General features: G+C 49.3%; 27 protein-coding genes and 4 pseudogenes. 30 read left to right on the top strand and 1 reads right to left on the bottom strand.

Annotation, left to right across the window (positions count from 1 at the left end; genetic code table 11):
- Window positions 1–5: 5 nt before the first annotated feature.
- The 10 genes and pseudogenes from NQ550_RS12820 to NQ550_RS12775 all read left to right on the top strand — a co-directional run bounded on the left by NQ550_RS12820 (window position 6) and on the right by NQ550_RS12775 (window position 7,451).
- Window positions 6–1,205: pseudogene (locus NQ550_RS12820) on the top strand (integrase DNA-binding domain-containing protein).
- A 554-nt stretch (window positions 1,206–1,759) separates the two neighbouring features.
- Complete coding sequence (locus tag NQ550_RS12815; protein ID WP_101880191.1) at window positions 1,760–2,734, top strand: DUF6017 domain-containing protein; 975 nt, start codon at window positions 1,760–1,762, stop codon at window positions 2,732–2,734.
- Between the two features lie 24 nt (window positions 2,735–2,758).
- Window positions 2,759–2,977 (top strand): DUF5348 domain-containing protein, encoded by a 219-nt coding sequence (locus tag NQ550_RS12810; protein ID WP_004611927.1) that lies wholly within the window; start codon window positions 2,759–2,761, stop codon window positions 2,975–2,977.
- A gap of 93 nt (window positions 2,978–3,070) precedes the next feature.
- The gene (locus NQ550_RS12805; protein ID WP_025579852.1) at window positions 3,071–3,553 is read left to right on the top strand and encodes a PcfB family protein; all 483 of its coding nucleotides are present in this window, start codon (window positions 3,071–3,073) and stop codon (window positions 3,551–3,553) included.
- The gene (locus tag NQ550_RS12800; RefSeq protein ID WP_101880192.1) at window positions 3,550–5,340 is read left to right on the top strand and encodes a VirD4-like conjugal transfer protein, CD1115 family; all 1,791 of its coding nucleotides are present in this window, start codon (window positions 3,550–3,552) and stop codon (window positions 5,338–5,340) included. Before NQ550_RS12805 ends, NQ550_RS12800 begins: the two co-directional genes overlap by 4 nt.
- Complete coding sequence (locus NQ550_RS12795) at window positions 5,333–5,503, top strand: hypothetical protein (RefSeq protein WP_173844699.1); 171 nt, start codon at window positions 5,333–5,335, stop codon at window positions 5,501–5,503. Before NQ550_RS12800 ends, NQ550_RS12795 begins: the two co-directional genes overlap by 8 nt.
- Before the next feature lie 191 nt (window positions 5,504–5,694).
- A complete protein-coding gene (locus NQ550_RS12790) occupies window positions 5,695–5,853 on the top strand; it encodes a Maff2 family mobile element protein (RefSeq protein ID WP_025579719.1) in 159 nt (52 codons plus the stop codon).
- Window positions 5,854–5,989: 136 nt separating this feature from the next.
- Window positions 5,990–6,214: a helix-turn-helix domain-containing protein gene (locus tag NQ550_RS12785; protein ID WP_015540949.1), complete on the top strand. Its 225-nt coding sequence runs from the start codon at window positions 5,990–5,992 to the stop codon at window positions 6,212–6,214.
- 18 nt (window positions 6,215–6,232) lie between these two features.
- Window positions 6,233–6,652, top strand: a complete 420-nt coding sequence (locus NQ550_RS12780; RefSeq protein ID WP_025579721.1) for a nuclear transport factor 2 family protein — start codon at window positions 6,233–6,235, stop codon at window positions 6,650–6,652.
- A gap of 34 nt (window positions 6,653–6,686) precedes the next feature.
- A complete protein-coding gene (locus NQ550_RS12775; protein ID WP_015540951.1) occupies window positions 6,687–7,451 on the top strand; it encodes an MBL fold metallo-hydrolase in 765 nt (254 codons plus the stop codon).
- A gap of 45 nt (window positions 7,452–7,496) precedes the next feature.
- Here NQ550_RS12775 and NQ550_RS12770 read toward each other — a convergent pair whose 3' ends face one another.
- On the bottom strand, window positions 7,497–8,318 hold the full coding sequence (locus NQ550_RS12770; RefSeq protein WP_025579723.1) for a helix-turn-helix domain-containing protein: 822 nt from the start codon (window positions 8,316–8,318) through the stop codon (window positions 7,497–7,499).
- A gap of 249 nt (window positions 8,319–8,567) precedes the next feature.
- On the opposite strand from NQ550_RS12770, the gene NQ550_RS12765 reads away from it, so the two are divergent.
- From NQ550_RS12765 to NQ550_RS12670, 20 genes and pseudogenes are all read left to right on the top strand, one after another.
- Window positions 8,568–8,714, top strand: coding sequence for a hypothetical protein (locus NQ550_RS12765; RefSeq protein WP_157908598.1), 147 nt, complete (start codon window positions 8,568–8,570; stop codon window positions 8,712–8,714).
- Window positions 8,715–8,851: 137 nt separating this feature from the next.
- A complete protein-coding gene (locus tag NQ550_RS12760) occupies window positions 8,852–9,043 on the top strand; it encodes a hypothetical protein (protein WP_172455309.1) in 192 nt (63 codons plus the stop codon).
- Window positions 9,044–9,382, top strand: a complete 339-nt coding sequence (locus NQ550_RS12755) for a DeoR family transcriptional regulator (RefSeq protein ID WP_025579728.1) — start codon at window positions 9,044–9,046, stop codon at window positions 9,380–9,382.
- Complete coding sequence (locus NQ550_RS12750; RefSeq protein WP_025579729.1) at window positions 9,379–9,693, top strand: DUF3847 domain-containing protein; 315 nt, start codon at window positions 9,379–9,381, stop codon at window positions 9,691–9,693. Before NQ550_RS12755 ends, NQ550_RS12750 begins: the two co-directional genes overlap by 4 nt.
- Before the next feature lie 354 nt (window positions 9,694–10,047).
- Window positions 10,048–10,527: an MGMT family protein gene (locus NQ550_RS12745; RefSeq protein WP_015514786.1), complete on the top strand. Its 480-nt coding sequence runs from the start codon at window positions 10,048–10,050 to the stop codon at window positions 10,525–10,527.
- A 159-nt stretch (window positions 10,528–10,686) separates the two neighbouring features.
- Window positions 10,687–12,276, top strand: a complete 1,590-nt coding sequence (gene mobQ / locus NQ550_RS12740) for a MobQ family relaxase (protein ID WP_025579731.1) — start codon at window positions 10,687–10,689, stop codon at window positions 12,274–12,276.
- A 71-nt stretch (window positions 12,277–12,347) separates the two neighbouring features.
- Window positions 12,348–12,995, top strand: coding sequence for a CHC2 zinc finger domain-containing protein (locus NQ550_RS12735; RefSeq protein WP_025579733.1), 648 nt, complete (start codon window positions 12,348–12,350; stop codon window positions 12,993–12,995).
- A 13-nt stretch (window positions 12,996–13,008) separates the two neighbouring features.
- On the top strand, window positions 13,009–14,307 hold the full coding sequence (locus NQ550_RS12730) for a virulence-associated E family protein (protein WP_025579734.1): 1,299 nt from the start codon (window positions 13,009–13,011) through the stop codon (window positions 14,305–14,307).
- Window positions 14,308–14,560: 253 nt separating this feature from the next.
- Entirely contained in the window at window positions 14,561–14,758 is a 198-nt protein-coding gene (locus tag NQ550_RS12725) for a hypothetical protein (RefSeq protein ID WP_015514788.1), read from the top strand.
- A 6-nt stretch (window positions 14,759–14,764) separates the two neighbouring features.
- Window positions 14,765–16,429 (top strand): recombinase family protein, encoded by a 1,665-nt coding sequence (locus NQ550_RS12720; RefSeq protein WP_015514789.1) that lies wholly within the window; start codon window positions 14,765–14,767, stop codon window positions 16,427–16,429.
- Between the two features lie 91 nt (window positions 16,430–16,520).
- Window positions 16,521–16,604: pseudogene (locus NQ550_RS12715) on the top strand (Maff2 family mobile element protein); the annotation flags it as partial.
- Between the two features lie 18 nt (window positions 16,605–16,622).
- Window positions 16,623–17,492, top strand: coding sequence for a VirB6/TrbL-like conjugal transfer protein, CD1112 family (locus NQ550_RS12710; RefSeq protein WP_025579736.1), 870 nt, complete (start codon window positions 16,623–16,625; stop codon window positions 17,490–17,492).
- Window positions 17,493–17,534: 42 nt separating this feature from the next.
- Window positions 17,535–17,939 carry a PrgI family protein gene (locus NQ550_RS12705; protein ID WP_025579738.1) on the top strand — a complete coding sequence of 135 codons (405 nt, stop codon included), beginning with the start codon at window positions 17,535–17,537 and terminating at the stop codon, window positions 17,937–17,939.
- A pseudogene (locus tag NQ550_RS12700) lies at window positions 17,887–20,049 on the top strand (VirB4-like conjugal transfer ATPase, CD1110 family); the annotation flags it as partial. The gene NQ550_RS12705 and the pseudogene NQ550_RS12700, both read left to right, overlap by 53 nt.
- A gap of 326 nt (window positions 20,050–20,375) precedes the next feature.
- Window positions 20,376–20,672: pseudogene (locus tag NQ550_RS12695) on the top strand (VirB4-like conjugal transfer ATPase, CD1110 family); the annotation flags it as partial.
- Window positions 20,673–20,824: 152 nt separating this feature from the next.
- Entirely contained in the window at window positions 20,825–22,612 is a 1,788-nt protein-coding gene (locus tag NQ550_RS12690) for a CHAP domain-containing protein (protein WP_413614089.1), read from the top strand.
- 32 nt (window positions 22,613–22,644) lie between these two features.
- Window positions 22,645–22,917 (top strand): DUF4315 family protein, encoded by a 273-nt coding sequence (locus tag NQ550_RS12685; RefSeq protein ID WP_025579743.1) that lies wholly within the window; start codon window positions 22,645–22,647, stop codon window positions 22,915–22,917.
- Window positions 22,907–23,632, top strand: a complete 726-nt coding sequence (locus NQ550_RS12680; protein WP_259837502.1) for a DUF4366 domain-containing protein — start codon at window positions 22,907–22,909, stop codon at window positions 23,630–23,632. The genes NQ550_RS12685 and NQ550_RS12680 overlap by 11 nt, the downstream gene beginning before the upstream one ends.
- Window positions 23,629–23,814: a hypothetical protein gene (locus NQ550_RS12675; RefSeq protein WP_015529206.1), complete on the top strand. Its 186-nt coding sequence runs from the start codon at window positions 23,629–23,631 to the stop codon at window positions 23,812–23,814. Before NQ550_RS12680 ends, NQ550_RS12675 begins: the two co-directional genes overlap by 4 nt.
- Window positions 23,815–23,906: 92 nt before the next feature.
- A complete protein-coding gene (locus NQ550_RS12670; RefSeq protein ID WP_016729341.1) occupies window positions 23,907–24,155 on the top strand; it encodes a DUF3781 domain-containing protein in 249 nt (82 codons plus the stop codon).
- Window positions 24,156–24,174 lie beyond the last annotated feature (19 nt).

The following is a 24,174-nucleotide window of genomic DNA, read 5'->3' as shown; positions in this document are numbered from 1 at the left end:
TCACGATGAGTGAGAAAAGACGAGATAACCGTAATCGGATTTTGCGAGAGGGCGAGTACCAGCGTAAGGATGGGAGGTATCGGTTCCGCTATATTGATGAGGACGGAAAAGAGAAAAATGTATACAGTTGGCGTCTGGACAAGAATGACCCAATGCCAAAAGGGAAGAAGCGGGAGCCTTCCCTGCGTGAGAAAGAAAAACAGATTGAAGCGGATTTGTTTGACCGTATCGTAACCAACGGTGGCAACTATACTGTTTTGGAACTGGTAGAAAAGTACATTTCATTGAAAACAGGAGTTCGTCACAATACGGTTGCCGGATATAAAACGGTCATCAATATGCTGAAAAAAGAGAGTTTTGGGAATCTGCGAATTGATAAGGTGCGTTTGTCAGACGCCAAGGCATGGTTGATTAAGCTCCAACAAATTGATGGGCGGGGATACAGTTCCATTCATTCTATCCGGGGAGTCCTCAGACCAGCATTTCAGATGGCGGTAGACGATGATTTGCTTCGTAAAAATCCATTTGAATTTGAGCTTGCATCCGTCATTGTCAATGATTCTGTTACCAGAGAAGCGATTACCCGAAAGCAGCAGAGAGATTTGCTAAAGTTTATTCAGGAAGATAAGCATTTCAGCAGATACTATGATGCGATTTATATTCTTTTTCACACAGGGCTTCGTATTTCAGAGTTCTGTGGGCTGACGGTTTCAGAGATTGAGTTTGGAGAAATGCGTATTAAGGTAGACCATCAGTTACAGCGTACTGCACAGATGCAGTATGTAATTGAAGAACCAAAAACTGACAAAGGCATCCGCTATGTGCCAATGACGGAAGCTGTCGCAGCGTGTTTTCGCAGAATTATTGCCAACCGAAAGACACCGAAGGTTGAACCGATGGTGGAAGGATACGCTGGATTTTTATTTCTGGATAAAAACGATATGCCGATGGTTGCCCTTCACTGGGAAAAGTATCTGGAGCATATCATTCAGAAATACAACAGGATTTAACGTATCCAAATGCCGAAAGTTACCCCTCATGTATGCAGGCACACCTTTTGCTCTAATATGGCAAAATCCGGTATGAATCCGAAAACCTTGCAGTATATCATGGGTCACGCAGACATCAGTGTAACATTGAACACTTACACCCATGTGAATTTTGATGATGCAAAGGAAGAAGTATATCGGATAGCGAATAGTTAAAAAAGCCCGTTGGTAAGGACGCTTGCTTTACCAATGGATTTACCAAGATTGCAGGGAAAAACATAAGAAAATACGAGAAGACTTGAGAAGATACCTTGAAAAGAAAGGAAAACTCAAAAGTCGGAAAACCCTGAAAAATCAAGCGCTTGAGAAGAAATACAAGACTTAAATGGAGATATAAGAAGATGATAAAAGTATTATTCATCTGCCACGGCAGTACACTAATCGAGCGCGGAAACCCTTGATATTCCTTGACTTTTTGAAGCTGACAGAGAAAATTTACTACTTATTTACTACTTACTAAAATTGTTGATTGCCTTGCCACGATATAAATAAAATTGAACATTATTCGCATAAGCGACGTTACTTTATCCCAACAGGGAAACAAGGAACGCCGCTATTTTTTTACCCTCATGTTACGCAGTAAGGGCAAATAAAGCCTTGATTTATGCGGCTCTTAGAGCGCGAAAATGAGAAAGACAAGGGTTGATACCTTTTCCCTCAAAACCGCGTTTCTACTGCGTAACAAATCCAACCAAAGGAGTGATGAAGCTATGGCAGTTTTCCGCGTGGAAAAGAACAAAGGTTATACGGTTATGAGCAACCACCATTTACGCAACAAGGAACTTTCCCTAAAGGCAAAGGGCTTGTTATCGCAAATGCTTTCACTTCCCGAAGATTGGGACTATACCCTTGCAGGGCTGTCCCTTATCAACCGGGAAAGTATCGACGCTATCCGCACCGCTGTATGGGAGCTTGAAAAAGCCGGATATATCACAAGGCGGCAGGGGCGCGACGAGAAAGGTAAAATGACCGCTATCGAGTACACCATTTACGAACAGCCACAGCCCCCAGCATTGGATTGTCCGGTATTGGAAAATCCAACAACGGATAAGCCGATATTGGAAAATCCGACACCGGATAACCCGACGTCGGAAAATCCAACGCAATTAAATAAAGAGATACAAAAGACTAACTTACCAAACAAAGAAAAATTAAATACAGATGTATCAAGTACCCATTCCATTCCTTTCCATTCCCTAAATCCCTCTCCCTTAGAGGACGCGGCACAGCCGCCGGAACGGAAGCGAAAGGAAGCGACAGACGCATATCGCGTGTATGAGGAAATCATCAAGGACAATATCGAGTACGATTATCTGATACAGGACAGACACCTTGACCGGGACAGGATAGAGGAAATCCTTGCCCTTATCCTTGAAACCGTCTGCACCAAACGAAGAACAATCCGTATCGCAGGGGACGACCACCCGGCAGAGCTTGTAAAAGCAAAGTTTATGAAGCTGAACGGCGAACATATCCGCTTTGTACTGGACTGTATGCAGGAAAACACCACCAAAATCCGCAACATCAAGCAGTACATGAAAGCTGCCCTTTTCAATGCCCCGTCTACGATTGGCAGCTATTACACGTCCCTTGTATCTCACGATATGTACGGCGGGCGCATTATCCAGTCGGCAAGAAGCAAGGGCATACCCGACTACACCTGCAACGAGGACGAAAGCCTGTAAACCAACCCAAAGGAGGATTTTATGATGACACAGAAAACAGGAGCTTTGATTTTTGACGAAACCGCTGACCGCTACGACATTCGCTTTGACGTAAACGACTATTACGGGGGCTTACATTGCGGCGACTGCATGGAGGTTTTTGTGCGGGGCAAATGGAAACCGACCCGTATGGAGTACGGGGACAACTGGTATCTTGTGGGTATTCGAGCGGCAGACCTTTCCGGGCTGCGGGTGCGGATTTAACAGGGCGGCGTGAAAACGGACGCTCTTTTTTCATGCCCGCCCCATTTTACGGCGGCGGGCATACCACCATAGAACACGAAAGGAGGAACCCCATTGCAGGAGGAAACCAACGAAAAGACCATAGCCCTCTACATCAAGACCGGGAAGCTGACCGCACAGCAGCTCCAAAAGGCTATGAAAGCCCTGCTTGCACAGATGAAAAAGCAGCATGACAAACAGAAAATCCCGCATGGCAAGCAGACCCTAAAGCAGCTTATGAAGCAGAACGCGGGCGTTTCCAACATTGAAATCACAAAGGACAATATCAAAGCCTTTGAGAGTACGGCGAAGAAATACGGGATTGACTTTGCCCTAAAGAAAGACAGCACTGAAACCCCGCCCCGCTATCTTGTGTTCTTTAAGGGACGGGACGCGGACGCACTGACCGCAGCTTTCAAGGAGTTTTCCGCAAAGAAGCTGACGCAGGAACAAAAGCCCTCTATCCGTAAGCTGATTGTTTCCCTCAAAGAAAAGGCGGCGGCTCTAAACGCACAGCGGGAGAAAGTCAAAAACAAAGATAGGGGGATTGCAAGATGAACGCTATCAACTGGAAAAAATTGCTACTTCCCAACATTCCCTATCTGCTCTTTGTGTATCTCTTTGATAAAGTCGGGCAGGCGGTACGCCTTACGCCGGGGGCTGACCTGTCCGGCAAGGTACTGTCGCTTGGGGAAGGCTTTTCTATGGCTTTTGCAAATCCACTTCCGAGCCTTGCCCCTATGGATTTACTGATAGGGATTTTCGGCGCGGTGTTTATCCGGCTGATTGTCTATGTCAAAGGCAAGAACGCGAAGAAATACCGCAAAGGTGTGGAATACGGCTCTGCCCGTTGGGGAACTGCCGAAGATATAAAGCCTTACACCGACCCGGTATTTCAAAATAACGTGCTGCTGACACAGACGGAACGGCTTACCATGAACAGCCGCCCGAAGCAGCCGAAGTATGCAAGGAATAAAAATATCCTTGTTATCGGGGGAAGCGGCAGCGGCAAGACGAGATTTTTTGTGAAGCCGAATTTAATGCAAATGCACTCAAGCTATGTTGTAACCGACCCGAAAGGTACGGTTTTAGTCGAGTGCGGGAAGCTCTTACAGCGGGGCGGCTACCGGATAAAGGTGCTGAACACGATTAACTTCAAAAAAAGTATGAAATACAATCCCTTTGCCTATCTCCGCAGCGAGAAAGACATTTTGAAACTGGTAAATACCTTGATTGCCAACACCAAAGGGGACGGGGAAAAAGCCGGGGAGGATTTTTGGGTAAAATCGGAACGGCTCTTTTACTGCGCCCTTATCGGCTACATTTGGTACGAAGCCCCGGAGGAAGAAAAGAACTTCACGACGCTACTTGAAATGATAAACGCCAGTGAAGCCCGCGAGGACGACCCGGAATTTCAGTCCCCCGTTGACCTCATGTTTGAACGGTTGGAGGAAAAAGACCCGGAACACTTTGCTGTCCGGCAGTATAAGAAATTCCTGCTGTCTGCGGGAAAGACAAGAAGCTCTATCCTCATTTCCTGCGGCGCGCGGCTTGCCCCTTTTGACATTAAAGAGCTGCGCGACCTTATGGAAACCGACGAAATGGAGCTTGACACCATAGGCGACCGCAAAACCGCCCTGTTTGTCATTATCAGCGACACCGACGACACTTTTAACTTTGTGGTATCAATCCTTTACACGCAGCTTTTCAATCTACTCTGCGACAAGGCAGATGATGAATACGGCGGCAGGCTGCCCGTCCATGTGCGTTGTCTGTTAGATGAATTTGCAAATATCGGGCAGATACCGAAGTTTGAAAAGCTCATAGCCACCATACGAAGCCGGGAAATCTCTGCTTCAATCATTCTGCAAAGCCAGTCGCAGCTAAAGGCAATATACAAAGATAACGCTGATACCATAGTCGGCAACTGCGACACCACCCTGTTCTTGGGCGGCAAGGAGAAAACCACCCTCAAAGAAATGTCGGAAATCTTGGGGAAAGAAACCATTGACAGCTTCAACACTTCCGAAAACCGGGGGCGGGAGGTATCGCATGGGCTGAACTATCAGAAGTTAGGAAAGCAGCTTATGACCGAAGATGAAATTGCAGTCATGGACGGCGGGAAATGTATTTTACAGCTACGAGGGGTGCGCCCGTTCTTCTCTGATAAGTACGACATTACAAAGCACCCCAACTATAAATATCTTTCTGACTATGACAAGAAAAATACTTTTGATATGGAGAAGCATTTAAGGCGCAGACCCGCCCTTGTAAAGCCGGACGAACCCTTTGACTACTACGAAATCAGCGAAGCAGATTTGCAGGAGGACACCGACCATGAATAGACGTATGCGGAAGAAAAAAGATAAGAAAATCACAGAAGCCATAAACGGGCTTATTTTTATTGCCGAGCGACGGGAACAGCAGCGGCAGGCAGCTATCCGGCGATTTGTAAAACGGTGTGAAGCCCTGTATGAGCAGCAACGAAAGGAGGAATTGACGCAGTAACAAAACTTATGACTGGGTGCAGAATACGCGCCCCTACAAAAATTCCTATCGCCTACACTGACAACTGAATACCGCCGCGCAGCAGAATCTTACGCAGCGCGGGGACTTATGACCGCGGCAGTTACAAAACTGACCGCCGTTTTTTATGCCCTTTTAGGGGGCAAGCCGCATTTGCGGCAGAAAGGAGCTTTATGGAATTTTTTAACTCTGCTATCGACGTATTACAGACCCTTGTTATCGCACTGGGCGCAGGCTTAGGCATTTGGGGCGTTATCAATCTCTTAGAGGGATATGGAAACGACAATCCGGGTGCAAAAAGTCAAGGCATTAAGCAGCTTATGGCTAAGTAGATGTAATCAAGAAAAGAAAGGAAAAGCACAATCCAGACGGAACCGGCGGTTGTGTCAAGAAATATTTGTGGAATAGCAAGAACTTTGATATAATGGGAACAGAAACCCCGGAACCGGGAGAAAGGCAGGAGGATAAATGCACATAAGCTATAAACCCCTCTGGCACACGCTGGTTGAGCGCAATATGAGGAAAGAGGACTTGCGGATTGCCGCCGGTCTTACCACAAATATGATTGCCAACATGGGTAAAGGCAAAAACATCAGCATGGAAACGCTGGTTCGTATCTGCGAAGCCCTGAATTGTGGCATTTTGGATGTAATTGAATTAGAGCAGGACAAAGACGCTGAAAAATTAAATTGACAAGGAAGGCGCTGCGAAATGGACAATAGAGAAAAAATTATCAGACTTTGGTTTGATATGTGGCTTGCAAAAAAAGATTTGGGTATATTTAATGTATTTTCTGATAATGCCGTATATATTGAAAGTTGGGGGCCAGAGTACCACGGCTCCAAGAAAATAAAACTTTGGTTTGAGGAATGGAATACCCGTGGAACTGTCTTGCAATGGGACATCAAGCAATTTTTCCATAAAGGCAATCAAACCATTGTTGAATGGTATTTCAAAAATAAGATGGACGCCGGTAACGTAGAAGCGTTTGATGGAATGTCACTGATAGAATGGACGCCAGATGGCAAGATTGCTCTCTTAAAAGAATTTGGTTGTAACGAAAATCGGTATGACCCTTATAAAGATGGCAATATACCACATTTCAGAGATGAAAATGCAAAGTGGTTTTAACTGGAAATTCAGTTGCTGGAGGTAATTATGCGGAATGGATAATTGGTTTACCATTGAGCAAATAGACCGTGATACATTCTCTATTAGCGAATACAAGCACTGGGAAGAAACACATTGTTATCTATTATGTGGGGAAAAATATGCTATTCTCATTGATACAGGTTTAGGCGTTTCCAACATCAGAAAAATTGTGGACTCTCTGACAAAGCTGCCTGTTATGACAGTTACAACTCATGTTCATTGGGATCACATTGGCGGGCATAAGTATTTTGATAATATCGCCGTACATGAAGCGGAAAAGGACTGGCTATCGGTCAGGTTTCCGATACCATTGCAAGTTGTGAAGAATAATTTGACAAGGCTTCCTTGTGATTTTCCAAGAGATTTTGATATTAACGCTTATCAGATTTTTCAAGGTATCCCACAAAGAATTTTACACGATGGCGATTTTCTAAATTTAGGCGGGCGGGAAATTCAAGTTGTTCACACGCCGGGACATTCTCCCGGACATTGTTGCTTTTACGAACCAGAACGAAACTATTTGTATTCCGGGGATTTGATATACAAGGGAAGCCTGGACGCATTTTACCCAACTACCGACCCGAAGCTATTCTATCAATCTATAAGGCGAATACGGAAATACAATATAAAAAAAGTTCTGCCCGGACACCATCAGTTGGATATTCCCGTTTCTTTGATAGCCGATATTGAAGCCGGATTTGCACAATTAGAGAGAGCCGGAAAACTCAAACAGGGAAATGGATTGTTTAAGTTTCAGGATTTCCAAATTCATATATAATCAAAGCTGCCGTTGCAGGAACAACCATTCCCACAACGGCAGTTTTCATTTCCACGGCCTGCGCCGGAAGTTCATACCGGACTGTTTTATCAGCGGGGATTTCTTGAACAGCTTCTTCAAAAGGCTTCGTTCCTCTTGTGAGAGCCGCTTATATTTAAGCTGAAACGCCTTGCAGAATATCTCCGTGAATTGCTGAACCCTGTCCCCCGGCGATTGCATGGCCTTTTGTACTTCCCGTATCAGTTCATCGGCGGGCGTGGTATCCGGCGCACTTTCACTGTCATTTTCGTGCGCCTTGCGTATGTCGTGGAGAATGGCATCCCATGTTTTGTGCGTCACATGGCAGAAGAAATCTTCTTCCTCTACCTGACAGGCTTCCAATACTTTGATTGCCCGGTCTGCCGTAGCTTCGGGATGTTCTTCCAGTATCATAGCCCGTAAAGCAGCCAGTGAGCTGTTTGTGTCATGAAAGTGCATGGTTGCTATCCCGTCCACATAGATTTCTGCGTCTGCCAACAGTTCCCTGAATTTTTCATGGGAGATAATCTCACACAGCAGCCGGTTGTTGAAGCGTTCACTTTTCAGCAGTTCCACGACTTCATCACTCAAATGTAATTCTTCTATCGGCGTGTTTTCATATTTCCGATTGTTGGTAAGGCCGAGCAGATAGTCAACGGACACCTGATAAAAGTCTGCCAGCTTCAACAGGCTGCCGTGATTGATTTCCTTGTATTCATCGTTGTCGTTTTCATAGCTGCCGAGGGCTGATTTTGAAATGCCGGTTTCCTGCGCCAGTTCTTCCAGATTTAAGCCCCGTTCCACCCGTAAATCTTTCAGGCGTTCCTGTACGGAAATGCGGGTTTTCATAGATACATCGCTCCTTCCTGCGGCTGGCTGCCGCCGTCCATCCCATTATACCATACCCGTTCCGCAATCGTGGAAATTTTCGTTTTTGGGACGGTTTTCCTACTTTGTGGATATACGGGAGAAGGCTCAAAAATGTGCCATAATGGGCTTAGTTCATCGATGGATTATTCCAATCGAATGACCGGCCTGTATGGGATATGCTCCTCGGCGATGTAGCGCAACGACTTGCGGCAGGGAAATGGAGGAACCATGACCGCAACGAGCGTACCAAAGGGAGCGAAACGCCGTTGTGAGAGCCAGGGGCAGGAACGACATCAGGGAGAACCGGCGAAAATGAACACCGAATTGATACCGAAACACAACAATCCGATAGGGCATAGTCTACCCTATCCGTAATACTACGGGGGATTTCCGGGCGGCTCTATGGCCGCTTTTCCCTTGAAAATCGCCCCGAAACACAACACTAAAATCTGTTATCCGTCTATTGCGGCTGTTACGGCTGAAATGGGCGGATTTTTGTTTAAGGAGGCACCATGCCGAGAATGCCGAAAAAGAGGAAGCTGGAACTGTCTTTCTTCCTCAATGAACGGGGGCGGGTAACGTACAACGACCTTTGCCGGAAATGCCAGCGTACTTGCAAGCAGAGTTTCCGGGCGGTCATTGTGGACTGCCCCCATTATCTTTCCAAACGCTCAAAACGAAAAGTAAAGGAGGACACCGATTGAATGGAAGTTGAATTTATGACCGCAGACACCCCCTTGCCGCCCTGTATGCCGCTGCCGAGAGCCATGCTGCGGCTCCCGATCAGCAGCACCGCCAAGGTCATGTACGCCCGGATGTTGGATATTGTTTTTGTATCCGGCATAGAGGACACCAATGGGATTTTATTTATCCATTTCCCCATCGTGGAACTGGCGGCGGCACTTGCCCGCAGCACCATGACCGTGAAGCGTTCCCTGAATGAATTGGAGGACGCCGGACTGATACTGCGAGTGCGTCAGGGCTTCGGGGAACCCAACAAGATATATGTACTCATTCCGAAAAAGGAGGACAGCCGCCTATGAATGAAAAGCTGGAAGCACTCAATCAGGAGATAGAGAAAACGGAAAAGAAGCTGCAGAGGGCGCAGCATGAAGAAAAGATGTTGGAACACCAGATAAAGACGCTGACACGGAAGGAACGGACGCACCGGCTTTGCACCAGAGCCGCCATGCTGGAAAGCTACCTTCCCCACCCGGAAGCCATCACGGATGAACAGGTCAGTTTGTTCTTGAAGCTGCTGTTCCACAAAGACAGCACCCGTCAGCTCATGGAAAAAGTATTTGCCGGTAACGGTAATTTTCAGGGAGAGGACGCAGGCCGGAAACGGCCATGATTGCTTTCAGAGCCGCAGCCCGTGGACTGCCCCTCTGAAAGAGGGCGCAACTATACACCACCTGAAGGTAGTGTGTTGCGCCCTGCCGGGGCTTCCTGCGGAAAGCGGATGATTGCCCGCAGCGTTCCGGCTCCAGCCAATCATCACAGGGGAAGCTACACTTCCCCTGCGCTGGCTGCCGCCAGCTACCCCTTTGTGGACTTGCCGCCCGGAAACACCTTGCGCTGCAAGCTGTTCCCGTTCAGCAAGTTTATTCAAATCCAATCACAATTACATTTTTCAAGATTATTTTCAAACCGTCTCATTGCATGGAGTAGTCTACTCCACTATAATTAAGGCAGGAGGTGTTGAGAAATGGCGAATGAAGATAAAAAAGATTTTAATGCCATGCTACACGATAGCAAGGATATGCCTAAATTTCAGACCATTACCGACCAGAAAAGCATTGAGAAATATGGCGGAAGCAGAATGTATTTTGCCCCGCCAATCGATTATGACAAGGTAATGAAACTAATTCCTTATGGCAAAGTAATTACTGTCGGAAAAATCCGTGAATATTTTGCTGAACTAAATGGAGCGGATTTCACAGAGCCTATTACAGCAGGAATTTTTGTATCTATTGCAGCATGGGCGAGTTACCAGCGTTCCGAAGATGAAACCCCGTATTGGCGAACCTTAAAGGCAAACGGGGAATTGAACGCAAAATATCCCGGCGGTATAGAAGCACAAAAGGAAAAACTGGAAGCAGAAGGCCACACAATTATTCAGAAAGGACGCACAAATATAAAGTATTTCGTAAAGGACTATGAAAGCGTTCTTTTTGATTTGAGATAGGAATTTTGAGTTGTAAAATATCCCATCATCGGGCCAACCTGACCCGAACTTTCAAAACTGAATACCAGCCGCCCACCGGCGGCACCACCGAGCAGGAAATCTTGAAACAGGTTCCCTGCTCTTTTTTTGCCCGGACGCCGGGAGAAAGGAGGACACGACTTGCCATGCCCGCACTTTGATGTGAAAATCATCCAGCGCAGCAAGCGCCAGTCAGCCGTTGCGTCTGCCGCCTACCAGAGCGGGGAACGGCTGTTTTCCGAATACGACCAGAAACAGAAATACTATTCCCATAAAAGCGAAATCGTCCACACCGAAATCATGCTGCCGCCCCATGCCCCGCCGGAGTACGCAGACCGGAATACCTTGTGGAACGCCGCCGAAGCCATCGAAAAACAATGGAACTCCCAGCTTGCCCGGAGGTTCGTGCTTGCCATACCGAGGGAACTTCCCCGGTCACAGTACGCCGACCTTATCCGGGACTACTGCCGGGAGTTTTTCGTTTCCAAGGGCATGATTGCCGATTTTGCCATCCATGACAAGGGGGACGGAAATCCCCACGCCCACATCCTTCTTACCATGCGGGCGATGGACGAACAGGGCAAGTGGCTTCCCAAGAGCCGGAAGGTCTACGACCTTGACGAGAACGGCGAGCGTATCCGGCTTGCGTCCGGCAGATGGAAAAGCCACAAGGAGGATACCGTGGACTGGAACGACCAGAAGTACGCTGAGATATGGCGGCAGGGCTGGGCTGACACAGCGAACCGCTATCTGGAAGCCATCGGCAGCCCGGAGCGCCTTGACCTTCGCTCCTATGTCCGACAGGGGATTGATAAAATCCCCACTGTCCACATGGGGCCAGCGGTCAGCCAGTTGGAGAAAAAAGGCATACAGACCAACATCGGCAACCTGAACCGGGACATCAAAGCCGCCAATTCCCTCATGCAGTCTATCCGGCAGATGGTACGCAGCTTAAAGGGCTGGCTGTCCGGCCTGAAAGAGAAAAAGGCGGCGCTGCTGGAAGCGCTGGAACAGGCAAAGGAGCCGACCATCCCCGAACTGCTTTCCCGGTATCTGGATAAACGGAGCGAGGAACGTACCGGCTGGACTTCCAAGGGGAAGTTAAAAGGAACCGTTGGCGATTTCAACAAGGTTATGGAAGCCCTTGACTTCCTGCGGCAGAAAGAGATTTCCACCGTAGAGAGCCTTGACGCCTATCTGGATGAAGCCAGCGCACAGGCCGTTTCCATCCGTGAGGAAATCAGGCCGATGGAGAAACGTGTGAAAGAGATTGACCGGCTGCTTTTCCATATCGGGAACTTTGAAGCAAACAAGCCGGTTCATGCGAAATATGCCGCTATCCGCTGGAAGAAACCCAAGGAGAAATTTGCCGCCGACCATAAGGAGGAACTGGACGCCTACAACGCTGCCCTGCGGTATTTCAAGGTTCACCTTGATGGGGCGAAGTACAGCACAAAGAAGCTGGACGGGGAACAGGCACAGCTTTCAGAGAATATCGCTTCCAAGACGGAAGCGCTGACTGCCGTACAGGAGGATGTAAAGATTTTGCGGGATGTGCGCCACTGGCTCAATCAGGTTTTACCATCCGAGCAGTACCGCCAGACCGCAGAGCCGGGAAAGAAACCGTCCATCCAGCAGGCGGTCAAAGGCCGGGAGCAGCGTATCCGGGAGGAACAGGCAGAGAAACACCAGCAGCCCCGCCGCCAGCAAAAACAGGATATGGAACTTTAACCAATCAGGCGCTTGCCATTTTCCCCGTGAGAATGACAGGCGCTTTTTCTATTTTCAGGAGGATTTGCCTATTGAATGTATTTGAAGCCGTGAAACAGTCTGTTACCACCCGGCAGGCTGCCGAGCATTACGGTATCCTGGTAGGGAGAAACGGGATGTGCGTCTGCCCCTTCCATGACGATAAAAACCCCAGCATGAAGGTTGACCGGCGCTTCCATTGCTTCGGCTGTCAGGCAGACGGGGATGTGATTGACTTTGTTTCCCGTCTGGAAAACGTCAGCCCCAGGGAAGCCGCCCTCATGCTGGCGCAGGACTTCTCCATCCCCTATGAGGATAAGGAGCCACCAAGCAGGAGCCGCCCGAAGCGAAATCCCCGGAAGGAAAGCCCGGAACAGCAATTTAAGCGCATGGAGCGATATTGCTTCCGGGTACTGTCCGACTATCACAATCTGCTGCGCCGCTGGAAGCGGGACTATGCCCCCAAGACGCCGGAGGAAGAATGGCACCCGCTTTTCGTGGAAGCCTTGCAGAAACAATCCCATGTGGAATATCTGCTGGATGTGCTGCTGTTCTCCGACATAGGGGAACGGGCTGCCCTGATTACCAGCTACGGAAAGGAAGTGAGGAACCTTGAGCGGAGAATGGCAGACCTTGCCGCCCGAACTGCGGCAGGCCGTGACGGACACCATCGAAGCCGCACCCCCGCCCCGGAGCGTTGAGGAAGTCAAGGCCATGCTGGAGGGCACCGAGAAAGGCGGCGTGCGGAACAGTATCCACAACTGCCTGACCGTGTTCCAGTATGACCCCATTCTTTCCGGGGCGGTTGCAAAAAATCTCCTGACCGAGCGTATTGACCTTCTAAAGCCCATCGGCAGGAAACGCAGAACCGGCAGCAAGGCCATGACCGACACGGACATGAAATATATCCGGCTGTATCTGGAAGATACCTACGGCCTGACAAGCGAGAAAAAGATAGCAGACGCCGCTGATCTGGCCGCAGACGCCAACAGCTACCATCCCATCCGGGACTACCTGAACGGCCTTGTCTGGGACGGGAAAGAGCGTATCCGCTACTGCCTGCGTCACTTTCTGGGAGCCGACACAGACAACTTCACTTACCATTCCCTGCGGCTGTTCCTGCTGGGAGCCATCCACCGGGCTTTCTGCCCCGGCTGTAAGTTTGAGGTCATGCTCTGTCTGGTTGGCGGTCAGGGAGCCGGGAAATCCACCTTCTTCCGGCTGCTGGCCGTAAAAGACGAGTGGTTTTCCGATGATTTGCGGAAGTTGGACGATGATAACGTGTACCGCAAGCTACAAGGCCACTGGATAATTGAAATGTCGGAGATGATTGCCACCGCAAACGCCAAGAGCATAGAGGAAATCAAGTCATTTTTAAGCCGCCAGAAGGAGGTCTATAAAATCCCCTACGAAACCCACCCGGAGGACAGGCTGCGGCAATGCGTGTTCGGCGGGACTTCCAATGCGCTGGACTTCCTGCCCCTTGACCGTTCCGGGAACCGGCGCTTCCTGCCGGTCATGGTCTACCCCGGACAGGCCGAGATACACATTTTGGACGATGAAGCCGCTTCCAGAGCCTATATTGAACAGGTATGGGCGGAAGCCATGACAACCTACAAAAGTGGCGATTTTAAGCTGTCTTTTACGCCCGAAATGATACAGTACCTCAAAGAACACCAGCGGGATTTCATGCCGGAGGACACCAAGGCCGGGATGATACAGGCATACCTTGACCGCTACACTGGCAGCGCCGTATGCTCCAAGCAGCTTTTCAAAGAAGCCCTGAACCACCCCTTTGACGAGCCGAAGCAATGGGAAATCCGGGAGGTCAATGACATCATGAACCACTGTATCACGGGATGGAAGTATTTCTCCAATCCCCGGATATTTGAAGGATACGGCAGGCAGAAGGGCTGGGAACAGGAAGCCCCGGCAACGGGCGCTGACAACGGACGTGAAAAAACGCCGGACGGATTTGTGGAAGTCACGGAGCAGATGGAACTTCCCTTCTGAAATATCCGGGAAAATCACAGCCGGTTGCCGACCCCGTTGCTATCCCGTTGCCGAGCCGGTTGCCGGGAAAAAGCCCGTAACTGCGGGCTTTTCTCCCCTCTGACAACCAAAGCAACAGAAAAATAAAAGAAAAAGTAAATAAACAATAACCCGCCAGACAGAGATTGTTTTCGAGGTTTTTTGAAGCCCGTTGCCGGACTTCGTTGCCGACCCTCTCCTGTCTGGCTTATTTCATTTATGGAGGTAACTGCCTATGGCAAAAAACAAAACTGAAATCCATGTCACAACGGTATTTGACGGCGAACTGGACGCTACGGACGTTTTCGTGAGCCTGATTGCACAGAAATACAGCCAGAGAAATGATAAAGAATATCTTGCGAAAAAGCAAGATTTAGAGTATAATAAAGACAAGGTTCAGCATGACCGTGTTCCGTCTGGATTGTGCGGGTAAACGGTTATGATGAACGGAATGGAATATACAGGCATGGACGCAATACTGGCGGGCAGCTTCCGGGCGGCTATTTATTGCAGGCTTTCCAAGGACGATGACCTTGACGGGGAGAGCGCCAGCATTGCAAACCAGCGGGATATGCTGGAAAACTACTGCGAGAAGCAGGGATGGGAGGTTGTTGCAGTCTATCAGGACGATGGCTACACGGGGCTGAACATGGAGCGCCCCGACCTGAAACGGATGTTGAAAGCCATCGAGCGCAGGCAGGCCAACCTTGTGATAACGAAAGATTTATCGAGGTTAGGCAGGAATTATTTGCAGACCGGCTTCCTGATTGAAGATTTCTTCCCCCGACACGGCGTGCGCTATATCGCCATGAATGACGGTATCGACACCATGCGGGACAACAACGACATTGCGCCGTTCAAGAACATCCTCAACGAGATGTACAGCAAGGACATTTCCAAGAAGGTTCATTCCTCTTATCTGCTGAAAGCGCAGAAAGGCCAGTTTACCGGCTGCCTTGCCCCCTTCGGCTACCAGAAAGACCCGGAGGACAAAAACCACCTGCTGATTGACGAGGAAACGGCACCCATTGTCCGGCGTCTGTTTGCGTGGGCGCTGGAAGGACACGGCCCCAACTACATCCGGCGCAGGCTGGAAGAAGAAAAAATCCCCTGCCCGACCTACTGGAACCGGGTACGGGGGCTGCGGAACGTGTCAACCAAGTGGGAAAAGAAAGACCCGGTAAATGGGCGGTATATCTGGGACTTTACCGTGATTAAGGACATCCTGATGAATCCCGTCTATACCGGCGCTATCGCTTCCCAGAAGAAGGAATACCGCTTCAAAATCGGCACCATCGGGGAGAAGAAGCCGGAGGAATGGATTGTCGTGGAGAACCAGCATGAGCCGCTTGTTGACCGCAAGACCTTTGACATCGTGCAGCGCAAGCTGAAATCCCGGCAGCGCCCCCGCCAGACCGGGGAAATCAGCCTGTTTGCGGGGCTTATCAAATGCGGCGAGTGCGGGAAGTCGCTGACTATCCGCTACACCAACGAGAAGCACCCGAAGCAGATTTATTCCTGTAAGACCTACAATGCCTACGGGAAACAGCACTGTTCCCAGCACCGGGTTGAGTACGACACCCTGTACCGGCTTGTACTGAACAAAATCCGGGAGTGTGCCAGAGCCGCCCTGATGGACGGGGAAGCCGTTGCAGGGAAGCTGTCCGACACCTGCGAAGCCGAGCAGAAAGGCCAGCGGGAAGCGTTGGAACGCTCCCTTGCCAAAGACGAGGAACGGATTGACGTTCTGGAAAAGATGGTTCTGCGGCTGTATGAGGATATGGTTGCCGGACGTATCAGCGAAGCAAACTTCAATCTGCTGATGGAAAAGACGCAGAAGGAACAGGCCGAGTTGAAGGCGAGGGTTGAGGAAGGCCGGAAGAAGCTGGCCGATGAAATCCGGCTTGCGTATGACGCCCGCCAGTGGGTAGAAGCCATTCAGGAATACGCCGACATCACGGAACTGGACGCAGCTACCCTTAATCGCCTGATTAAAGAAATCGTTGTCCATGAGAGCATAGACAGCGATAAAACAAGACACATTTCTATCGAAATTCATTTTAATCTCAAACCCCTCCCGGAAGTGGAGCAGGTCACAGCCTGACCTGCCCCGCCGGGGCGGTTCTAAAAAAACTCCATAGATATTTCTTGACACGCCGCCGCCCGCCATCGAGCCGGTTTCCTACACCTATTTGGGTATGAAACAGCTCATGGCGGGCGGCGGCGTTGCCCTTATCGGCACTATCCTTGTACCGCTTCTTTCCGGTCTGTTCGGATAAGATTACGGAGGGTAGCCTATGGAGAGCATACTTGACGCGATTAACGAATGGATAAAGGAAATCCTTATCGGCGCAATAAACGGTAATCTGTCAACGATGTTCGGGGACGTAAACGAAAAAGTAGGCACCATTGCAGCGGAGGTAGGCAAGACCCCGCAGGGGTGGAACGCAAACATTTTCAACATGATACAAAACCTGTCTGAAAATGTGATTGTACCCATTGCGGGGCTTGTCATTACCTATGTCCTCTGTTATGAGCTTATCAGCATGGTAACGGAAAAAAACAATATGCACGACGTTGACACTTTTATGTTTTTCAAGTGGTTTTTCAAAGCCTTTGTTGCCGTTTTCTTGGTAACGCATACCTTTGATATTACTATGGCGGTGTTTGATATGGCGCAGCATATTGTGTCCGGCGCGGCGGGGGTTATCGGCGGCGATACGAATATCGACGTAACCGAAGCCCTTGCCGCCATGCAGGAGGGACTAAAAGATATGGAAATCCCCGAACTACTGTTACTTGTCATGGAAACGAGCCTTGTAAGCCTTTGTATGAAAATCATGTCCGTACTGATAACCGTTATCCTCTACGGAAGAATGATTGAGATATACGCCTACTGTTCCGTTTCCCCTATCCCTTTTGCCACAATGACAAACCGGGAATGGGGACAGATTGGGAACAACTACCTAAAGGGGCTGTTTGCACTGGGCTTTCAAGGCTTCCTCATTATGATATGCGTCGGCATTTACGCGGTTTTAGTAGGCGAAATGGTGGTAGCGGACAATCTGCACAGCGCGATTTTTTCCCTTGCAGCCTATACCGTTATCCTTTGTTTCTCCCTGTTCAAATCCGGCGCACTGGCAAAATCCATTTTCAATGCACATTAACACAGCACACGCGGGAAAGTCCCGCAGAAAGGAGGTTTTTTCTTGGCGTATGTACCTGTACCCAAAGACTTATCCAAAGTCAAAACAAAAGTCGCTTTCAATCTGACAAAGCGGCAAATCCTTTGTTTTTCAGTGGCACTTCTTATGGGACTGCCGCTTTTCTTTTTGCTCAAAGACAGCGCAGGGACGAGCCTTGCGGCAATGGCAATGATTGTCGTCATGCTTCCCTGCTTCTTGGTTGCCATGTATGAAAAGCATGGACAGCCCCTTGAAGTGGTAATTAAGAACATCATTCAGACAAAATTTACCCGCCCCAAAGTGCGACCGTATCAGACGGAAAACCTATATGCACTTTTAGAGAAACAGCGGGCATTAGAAAAGGAGGTATCAGCGATTGTCAAAAGGACAGACAAAAAAGACGCGGGAAACCGCAGGAAACAAGCGTAAGCTGACCCGCGCGGAAAAGAAACAGATAGCGGCGGTTATCCGGCAGGCAAAGGGGGACGGCAAAGCCCACACCGCACAGCAGACCATTCCCTACCTTGCCATGTACCCGGACGGTATCTGCAAAGTGGCACAGCGGAAATATTCAAAGAGCATTGCTTTTGAGGACATTAACTATCAGCTTGCACAGGCAGACGATAAGACCGCCATTTTTGAAAACTGGTGCGATTTCCTCAACTACTTTGACGCAAGCGTGAATGTGCAGCTTTCTTTCATCAATCAAGGCTCACAGCAGGAACAGGCAGCGCGGGCAATCCATATCCCGCAGCAAAATGACGATTTTAACTCTATCCGCACCGAGTATTCCGATATGCTGAAATCGCAGCTTGCCAAAGGGAACAACGGGCTTGTCAAGCACAAGTACATCACATTTTCCATTGAAGCAGACAATCCGGCGGCAGCAAGGGCGCGTCTTTCCCGTATCGAAACGGACGTACTCAATAATTTCAAGGTGCTTGGGGTATCGGCGCACCCCTTATCCGGCTATGAACGTCTGAAAGTGCTGCATGGGGTATTCCACCCGACAGGCGAGCCGTTCTCATTCTCTTATGACTGGCTGACCCCGACGGGGCTTACCACAAAGGACTTTATCGCCCCGTCCTCTTTCAAGTTTGGGGAGGGACGCTACTTTGCTATGGGGAAAAAGACGGGGGCGGTATCGTTCCTTGAAATCCTTGCCCCGGAGCTAAACGACCGTATCTTAGCGGATATGTTGGACTTGGAAACAGGGGTTATCGTCAATCTCCACATTAAAAGTATCGACCAGTCGGAAGCAATCAAGACCATTAAGCGCAAAATCACAGACCTTGACAAGATGAAGATTGAGGAACAGAAAAAAGCGGTTAGAAGCGGTTATGACATGGATATACTCCCGTCCGACCTTGCCACTTTTGGGAATGAAGCAAAGAATTTGTTGCAGGATTTACAGAGCCGCAACGAGCGAATGTTTCTTCTCACGTTCCTTGTGGTAAACATGGCAGACACGAAGCGGAAACTGGAAAATGACATTTTCGCGGCGGCGGGCATTGCACAGAAATATAACTGCGCCTTAACCCGTCTTGACTATCAGCAGGAAGCGGGGCTGATGTCCTCTGTCCCTTTGGGGGAGAACCTTATCCCTATTCAGAGAGGGTTGACGACGAGCAGCACCGCTATTTTTATCCCGTTCATCACGCAGGAGCTATTTCAGACTGGGGCTGCCCTGTATTATGGGCTGAACGCTTTAAGTAATAACATGATACTCTGCGACCGCAAGCAGCTTAAAAACCCCAACGGGCTTATCTTGGGAACACCGGGCAGCGGAAAATCCTTTGCGGCAAAGCGGGAAATCACAAATGCCTTTCTCATTACCGACGACGATATTTTTATCTGCGACCCGGAAGCCGAGTATTTTGCCCTTGTAAAGCGGCTTGGCGGGCAAGTGATACGGTTATCCCCGACCGGGAAAGGCATGGACGGTACGCCCCAGTATGTGAACCCTATGGATATGAACCTTAATTACAGCGAGGACGACAGCCCCCTTGCACTGAAAAGTGATTTTATCCTGTCCCTCTGCGAGCTTGTCATTGGCGGCAAGGAGGGCTTGCAGCCCGTTGATAAGACCGTCATTGACCGCGCCGTAAGGAATGTGTACCGGGACTATCTTGCTGACCCTGTACCGGAAAAAATGCCTATTTTGGGCGACCTTTACGACGAGCTGTTAAAACAGCCGGAGCCGGAAGCTGCCCGTATTGCGGCGGCGTTGGAACTGTATGTTTCCGGCAGTCTTAACGTGTTCAACCACAGAACCAACGTGGAACTTTCTAACCGCCTTGTCTGCTTTGATATTAAGCAGCTTGGAAAACAGCTCAAAAAATTAGGTATGCTCATTGTGCAAGACCAGATATGGAACCGCGTTACCATTAACCGGGCAGAAAAGAAATCTACCCGCTACTATATGGACGAATTTCATTTGCTCTTAAAAGAGGAACAGACCGCCGCTTACAGTGTGGAGATTTGGAAGCGTTTTAGAAAATGGGGAGGTAAACAGGCACAGTCCCTACAATCTTGCAAATGGGGATTGTGTATGCCGTCTTAACCGAAGCCGAAAAGAACGGTTAAGAATATCAGCGGAGAAGAAAACGGGAAAGGTTTTGCAATCCTAATCCGAGTGGAAGTGTCAAGGTAATACTTGATACACACGCAACGCATAGGGCTTGACCCCCGGTTTGCAATAGCCGGGAATATAACAGCCCCACGAGGCTCCGCTATCGTTTCGGTCTGCGGCATAAACCGCAGGATAAAAAGATATGCTATGCCGGGTATGAACAGACATACCGCTGAAAATGGGCGAAAGCCCCGGAGGGACAGATAAAAAACTGTCCGCTAATCACACAACAGATACCCACAGCTATCACGCAGAACATCAAGGACTTGCTTGCTTCCCGCGAGGTGGAAAATATCTTTGAAAACTCTGATTTTGTCCTCATGCTCAATCAGGCGCAGGGCGACCGGGCTATCCTTGCAAAGCAGCTAAATATCAGCCCACAGCAGATGAAATATGTAACCCACACCGAAGCAGGCGAAGGACTTATCTTTTACGGAAATGTGGTGCTGCCCTTTGTAGACCATTTTCCGAAAGACACCGAGCTTTACCGCATTATGACGACGAAGCCGGAGGAAGTGAGCAGCCTATGAAACAGTTAAAACCACGCGATAAAATCACACAGAAAATGACCCGCGACGGTGCGGTGGAAGTCAACGAAACACAGCAGACCGCCGAGCGTATCAGCAGCCGGGAAGCAGACAGCAACTTTTCACAGCCGGACACCGCTACCGCAGAGCGCGTCATGGAACACCTTGACGCAGCCCATACCCGAAAGGCAAGCAAAAAGGCAGTCAAGAAAGCGCAGGAAGCTACCGTTTTGCGTACTTCCACTTCCCGCTTGCAGTTTACCGACGAGGAACGGGCAACGCCGGAACTGGAAACTTACATCAAAAAATCAGAAAAAGCAGCCGACAAACTGGACGAAGCAAAGGCAGCTCTCCCCAAACAAAAGAAACTTGTAAAAGAGCGCACCTTTGAGGAAGCCACCGGAAAGGCAAAGACGCGCCTGCACTTTGAAGAACAGGAAAAGCCCATACCCGGCGGCAAACCCCATAATAACCCGTTATCCCGCCCCGCGCAGGAAGCGGGTATTTTTGTTCACAACAAAATCCACAGCGTCGAGAAAGACAATTCCGGCGTGGAGGGCGCGCACAAATCGGAGGAACTTGCCGAGCGTGGCGCAAGGTACGGGACGCGGAAACTAAAACAGGGCTACCGTAGCCATAAGCTGAAACCCTACCGGGAAGTCGCAAAGGCAGAAAAGGCAGCGTTCAAGGCGAATGTGAACTTCCAGTATCACAAAGCCTTGCAGGAAAACCCGCAGCTTACAAGCAATCCCTTTTCCCGGTTCATGCAGAAACAGAAAATCAAACGCCAGTATGCAAAGACGGTAAAGAAAGGCGGCGCAGCTACCGCCAAAGCAGCCGCCGGAGCGTCCCAGACAGCAGCAAAGGAAGCGGCTGCCTTTGCCGGGCGACACCCGGCAGGCGTGATAATCGCTATCGCTGCGCTGCTTCTGTTCATCATGGTATCGGTAGGGCTTTCCTCCTGCGGTGCAATGTTTTTCGGCAGCATGAACAGCGTGTTAGGGACTTCCTACACGTCTGAGGACAGCGACCTTGTGGCAGCGGAACAGAGCTATGCTGCAATGGAAAATGAGCTGCAACAGGAAATTGACAATATCGAAAGCACCCACCCCGGCTATGATGAATACCGTTATGACCTTGACACTATCGGGCATAACCCACATGAGCTTGCGTCTTATCTGACTGCCCTTTTACAGAGCTACACCCCGCAGAGCGCACAGGCAGAGCTAAAGCGGCTGTTCGGCTTACAGTACACCTTGACGCTGACGGAAGAAATCGAGATACGCACCACCACCGACGAGGAGGGCAACGAGGAAGAATACGAATACCGTATCTTGAACGTGAAGCTGACAAACAAGCCGATTGCTTCCCTTGCGGAAGAACTGCTGAACTCACAGCAGTTTGAAATGTTCAAGGTGTACTTACAGACACAGGGCAACAAACCGTTGATTTTTGGCGGCGGCTCTCCCGACGGCAGCCCGTCTGAGGATTTAAGCGGTGTGGAGTTTGTAAACGGCACACGTCCCGGAAACCCGGAACTTATGGAGCTTGCAAAACAGCAAGTGGGAAATGTAGGCGGCTACCCCTATTGGAGTTGGTACGGCTTTAACAGCCGGGTGGAATGGTGCGCCTGCTTTGTGTCTTGGTGCTACAATCAAGCCGGAAAAAGCGAACCCCGCTTTGCAGGCTGCGAATGGCAGGGTGTCCCTTGGTTCCAGTCAAGGGGACAATGGGGCGCGCGGGGCTATGAGAATATCGCACCGGGCGACGCTATCTTTTTCGACTGGGATTTAGACGGCGTTGCCGACCATGTGGGGCTTGTGCTTGGCAGGGACGGAAGCCGCGTCTATACCGTTGAGGGCAATTCCGGCGACGCCTGCAAGATTAAGAGCTACGACCTCAACTATCAATGTATCAAAGGTTACGGGCTGATGAACTGGTAACACAGCCCCAAAAAGAAAGGAGAATTTACTTTATGGCAAACAACAAAATTGACCGTATCAATAAGGAAATCGCAAAGACCCGCGAGAAAATCACAGAGTATCAGAACAAGCTAAAAGGCTTGGAAGCGCAGAAAACCGAAGCGGAAAACCTTGAAATCGTGCAGCTTGTACGCGCTATGCGTATGACCCCACAGGAACTGAATGCCATGCTCAAAGGCGATACTATCCCCGGCATGAGTGCCGCCCCTGCTTCTGATGAAGCCGCAGACTACGAAGAACAGGAGGACAATGCAGATGAAGAATAAATTCAAACAGACCATGACTGCCCTTTGTGCCGCCCTTATCCTTATGGGCGGTTTTTCTGTCCCTGCCTATGCACAGGGGACAGCCGCAGAGCCACCCACAGAGGACGCGACCAACGACAGCAATGTTGTTGTGGAAGAACCGGAAACGCCGCCCCTTACCCCAAAGGGCAACGCAACACTGGTAGACGATTTCGGCGGCAATAAGCAGCTTATCACTGTTACCACCAAAGGCGGCAATTATTTCTATATCCTCATTGACCGGGCAGCCGAGGGGGAACAGACCGTACATTTCCTTAATCAAGTGGACGAAGCCGACCTTATGGCACTGACCGAAACCGGGGAAGCCACGAAAAAGCCGGAAGTCTGCAACTGTACGGAAAAATGTGAAGCCGGAAAGGTAAATACGTCCTGCCCGGTATGTGCAACTACCTTGACAGGCTGCACAGGCAAAGAACCCACCCCAACCCCAACCGAGCAGCCGGAAGAACCCAAAGAAAAAGGCGGCAATCCCGGCGCGGTACTTGCCTTAGTCCTCTTTGTGCTGCTTGGTGGCGGCGCGGCGTTCTACTACTTTAAGTTTGTAAAACCGAAGCAGAACGTGAAAGGGAACACTGACCTTGAAGATTTTGACTTTGAGGACTACGACGAGGACGAGCCGGAAGCAAATACCGGGGAAGTTTCCAAAGAGGAAGAAACGGAGGAAGAAGCCCTATGACCCTGTTTACCGACAATCCCTTTGAAAAGATGATGATACAGAAACCGGACTATGGCAAACGTGAAAAATCCCCGCCGGAGCTTTCTTCCCCACGTTGCGCGGGCTGCCCTTACAAGGGGCAGTCCCCTTGTGTGGGGTACTGTATGAGAAAACTGGAAAATAAACGACAGACCGAACGATAAAAAGATGTACTTGCGATATGGAATATGATATAATTGTTCCAACCATAGGAAATGACAGAGACAAACAAACTTGAAGTTGAGGAAAAGAAAGAATGGAAGATAAAAAGATATTGCTTGATAATATTGATAAAATTCATACAACCGAAATGGGAGTTGATAGAATTAAAAGAAACCTAAAAATAGATACAGCAGATGTTGTTGAGTATTGCAAAAATAAGGTATTAGATAAAAATTGCAATATATACAAACAGGGTAAAAATTGGTATTGCGAGGTTGAAAATATCAAAATTACTATCAATTCATATAGCTATACAATCATTACAGCACATATTGTTAAGTGATTTTCAGTTTGTCAAATTA

Source organism: Blautia wexlerae DSM 19850, from assembly GCF_025148125.1.
In the GTDB taxonomy this organism is placed as follows: domain Bacteria; phylum Bacillota; class Clostridia; order Lachnospirales; family Lachnospiraceae; genus Blautia_A; species Blautia_A wexlerae.
This window is presented reverse-complemented; position numbering and strand designations above follow the sequence as displayed.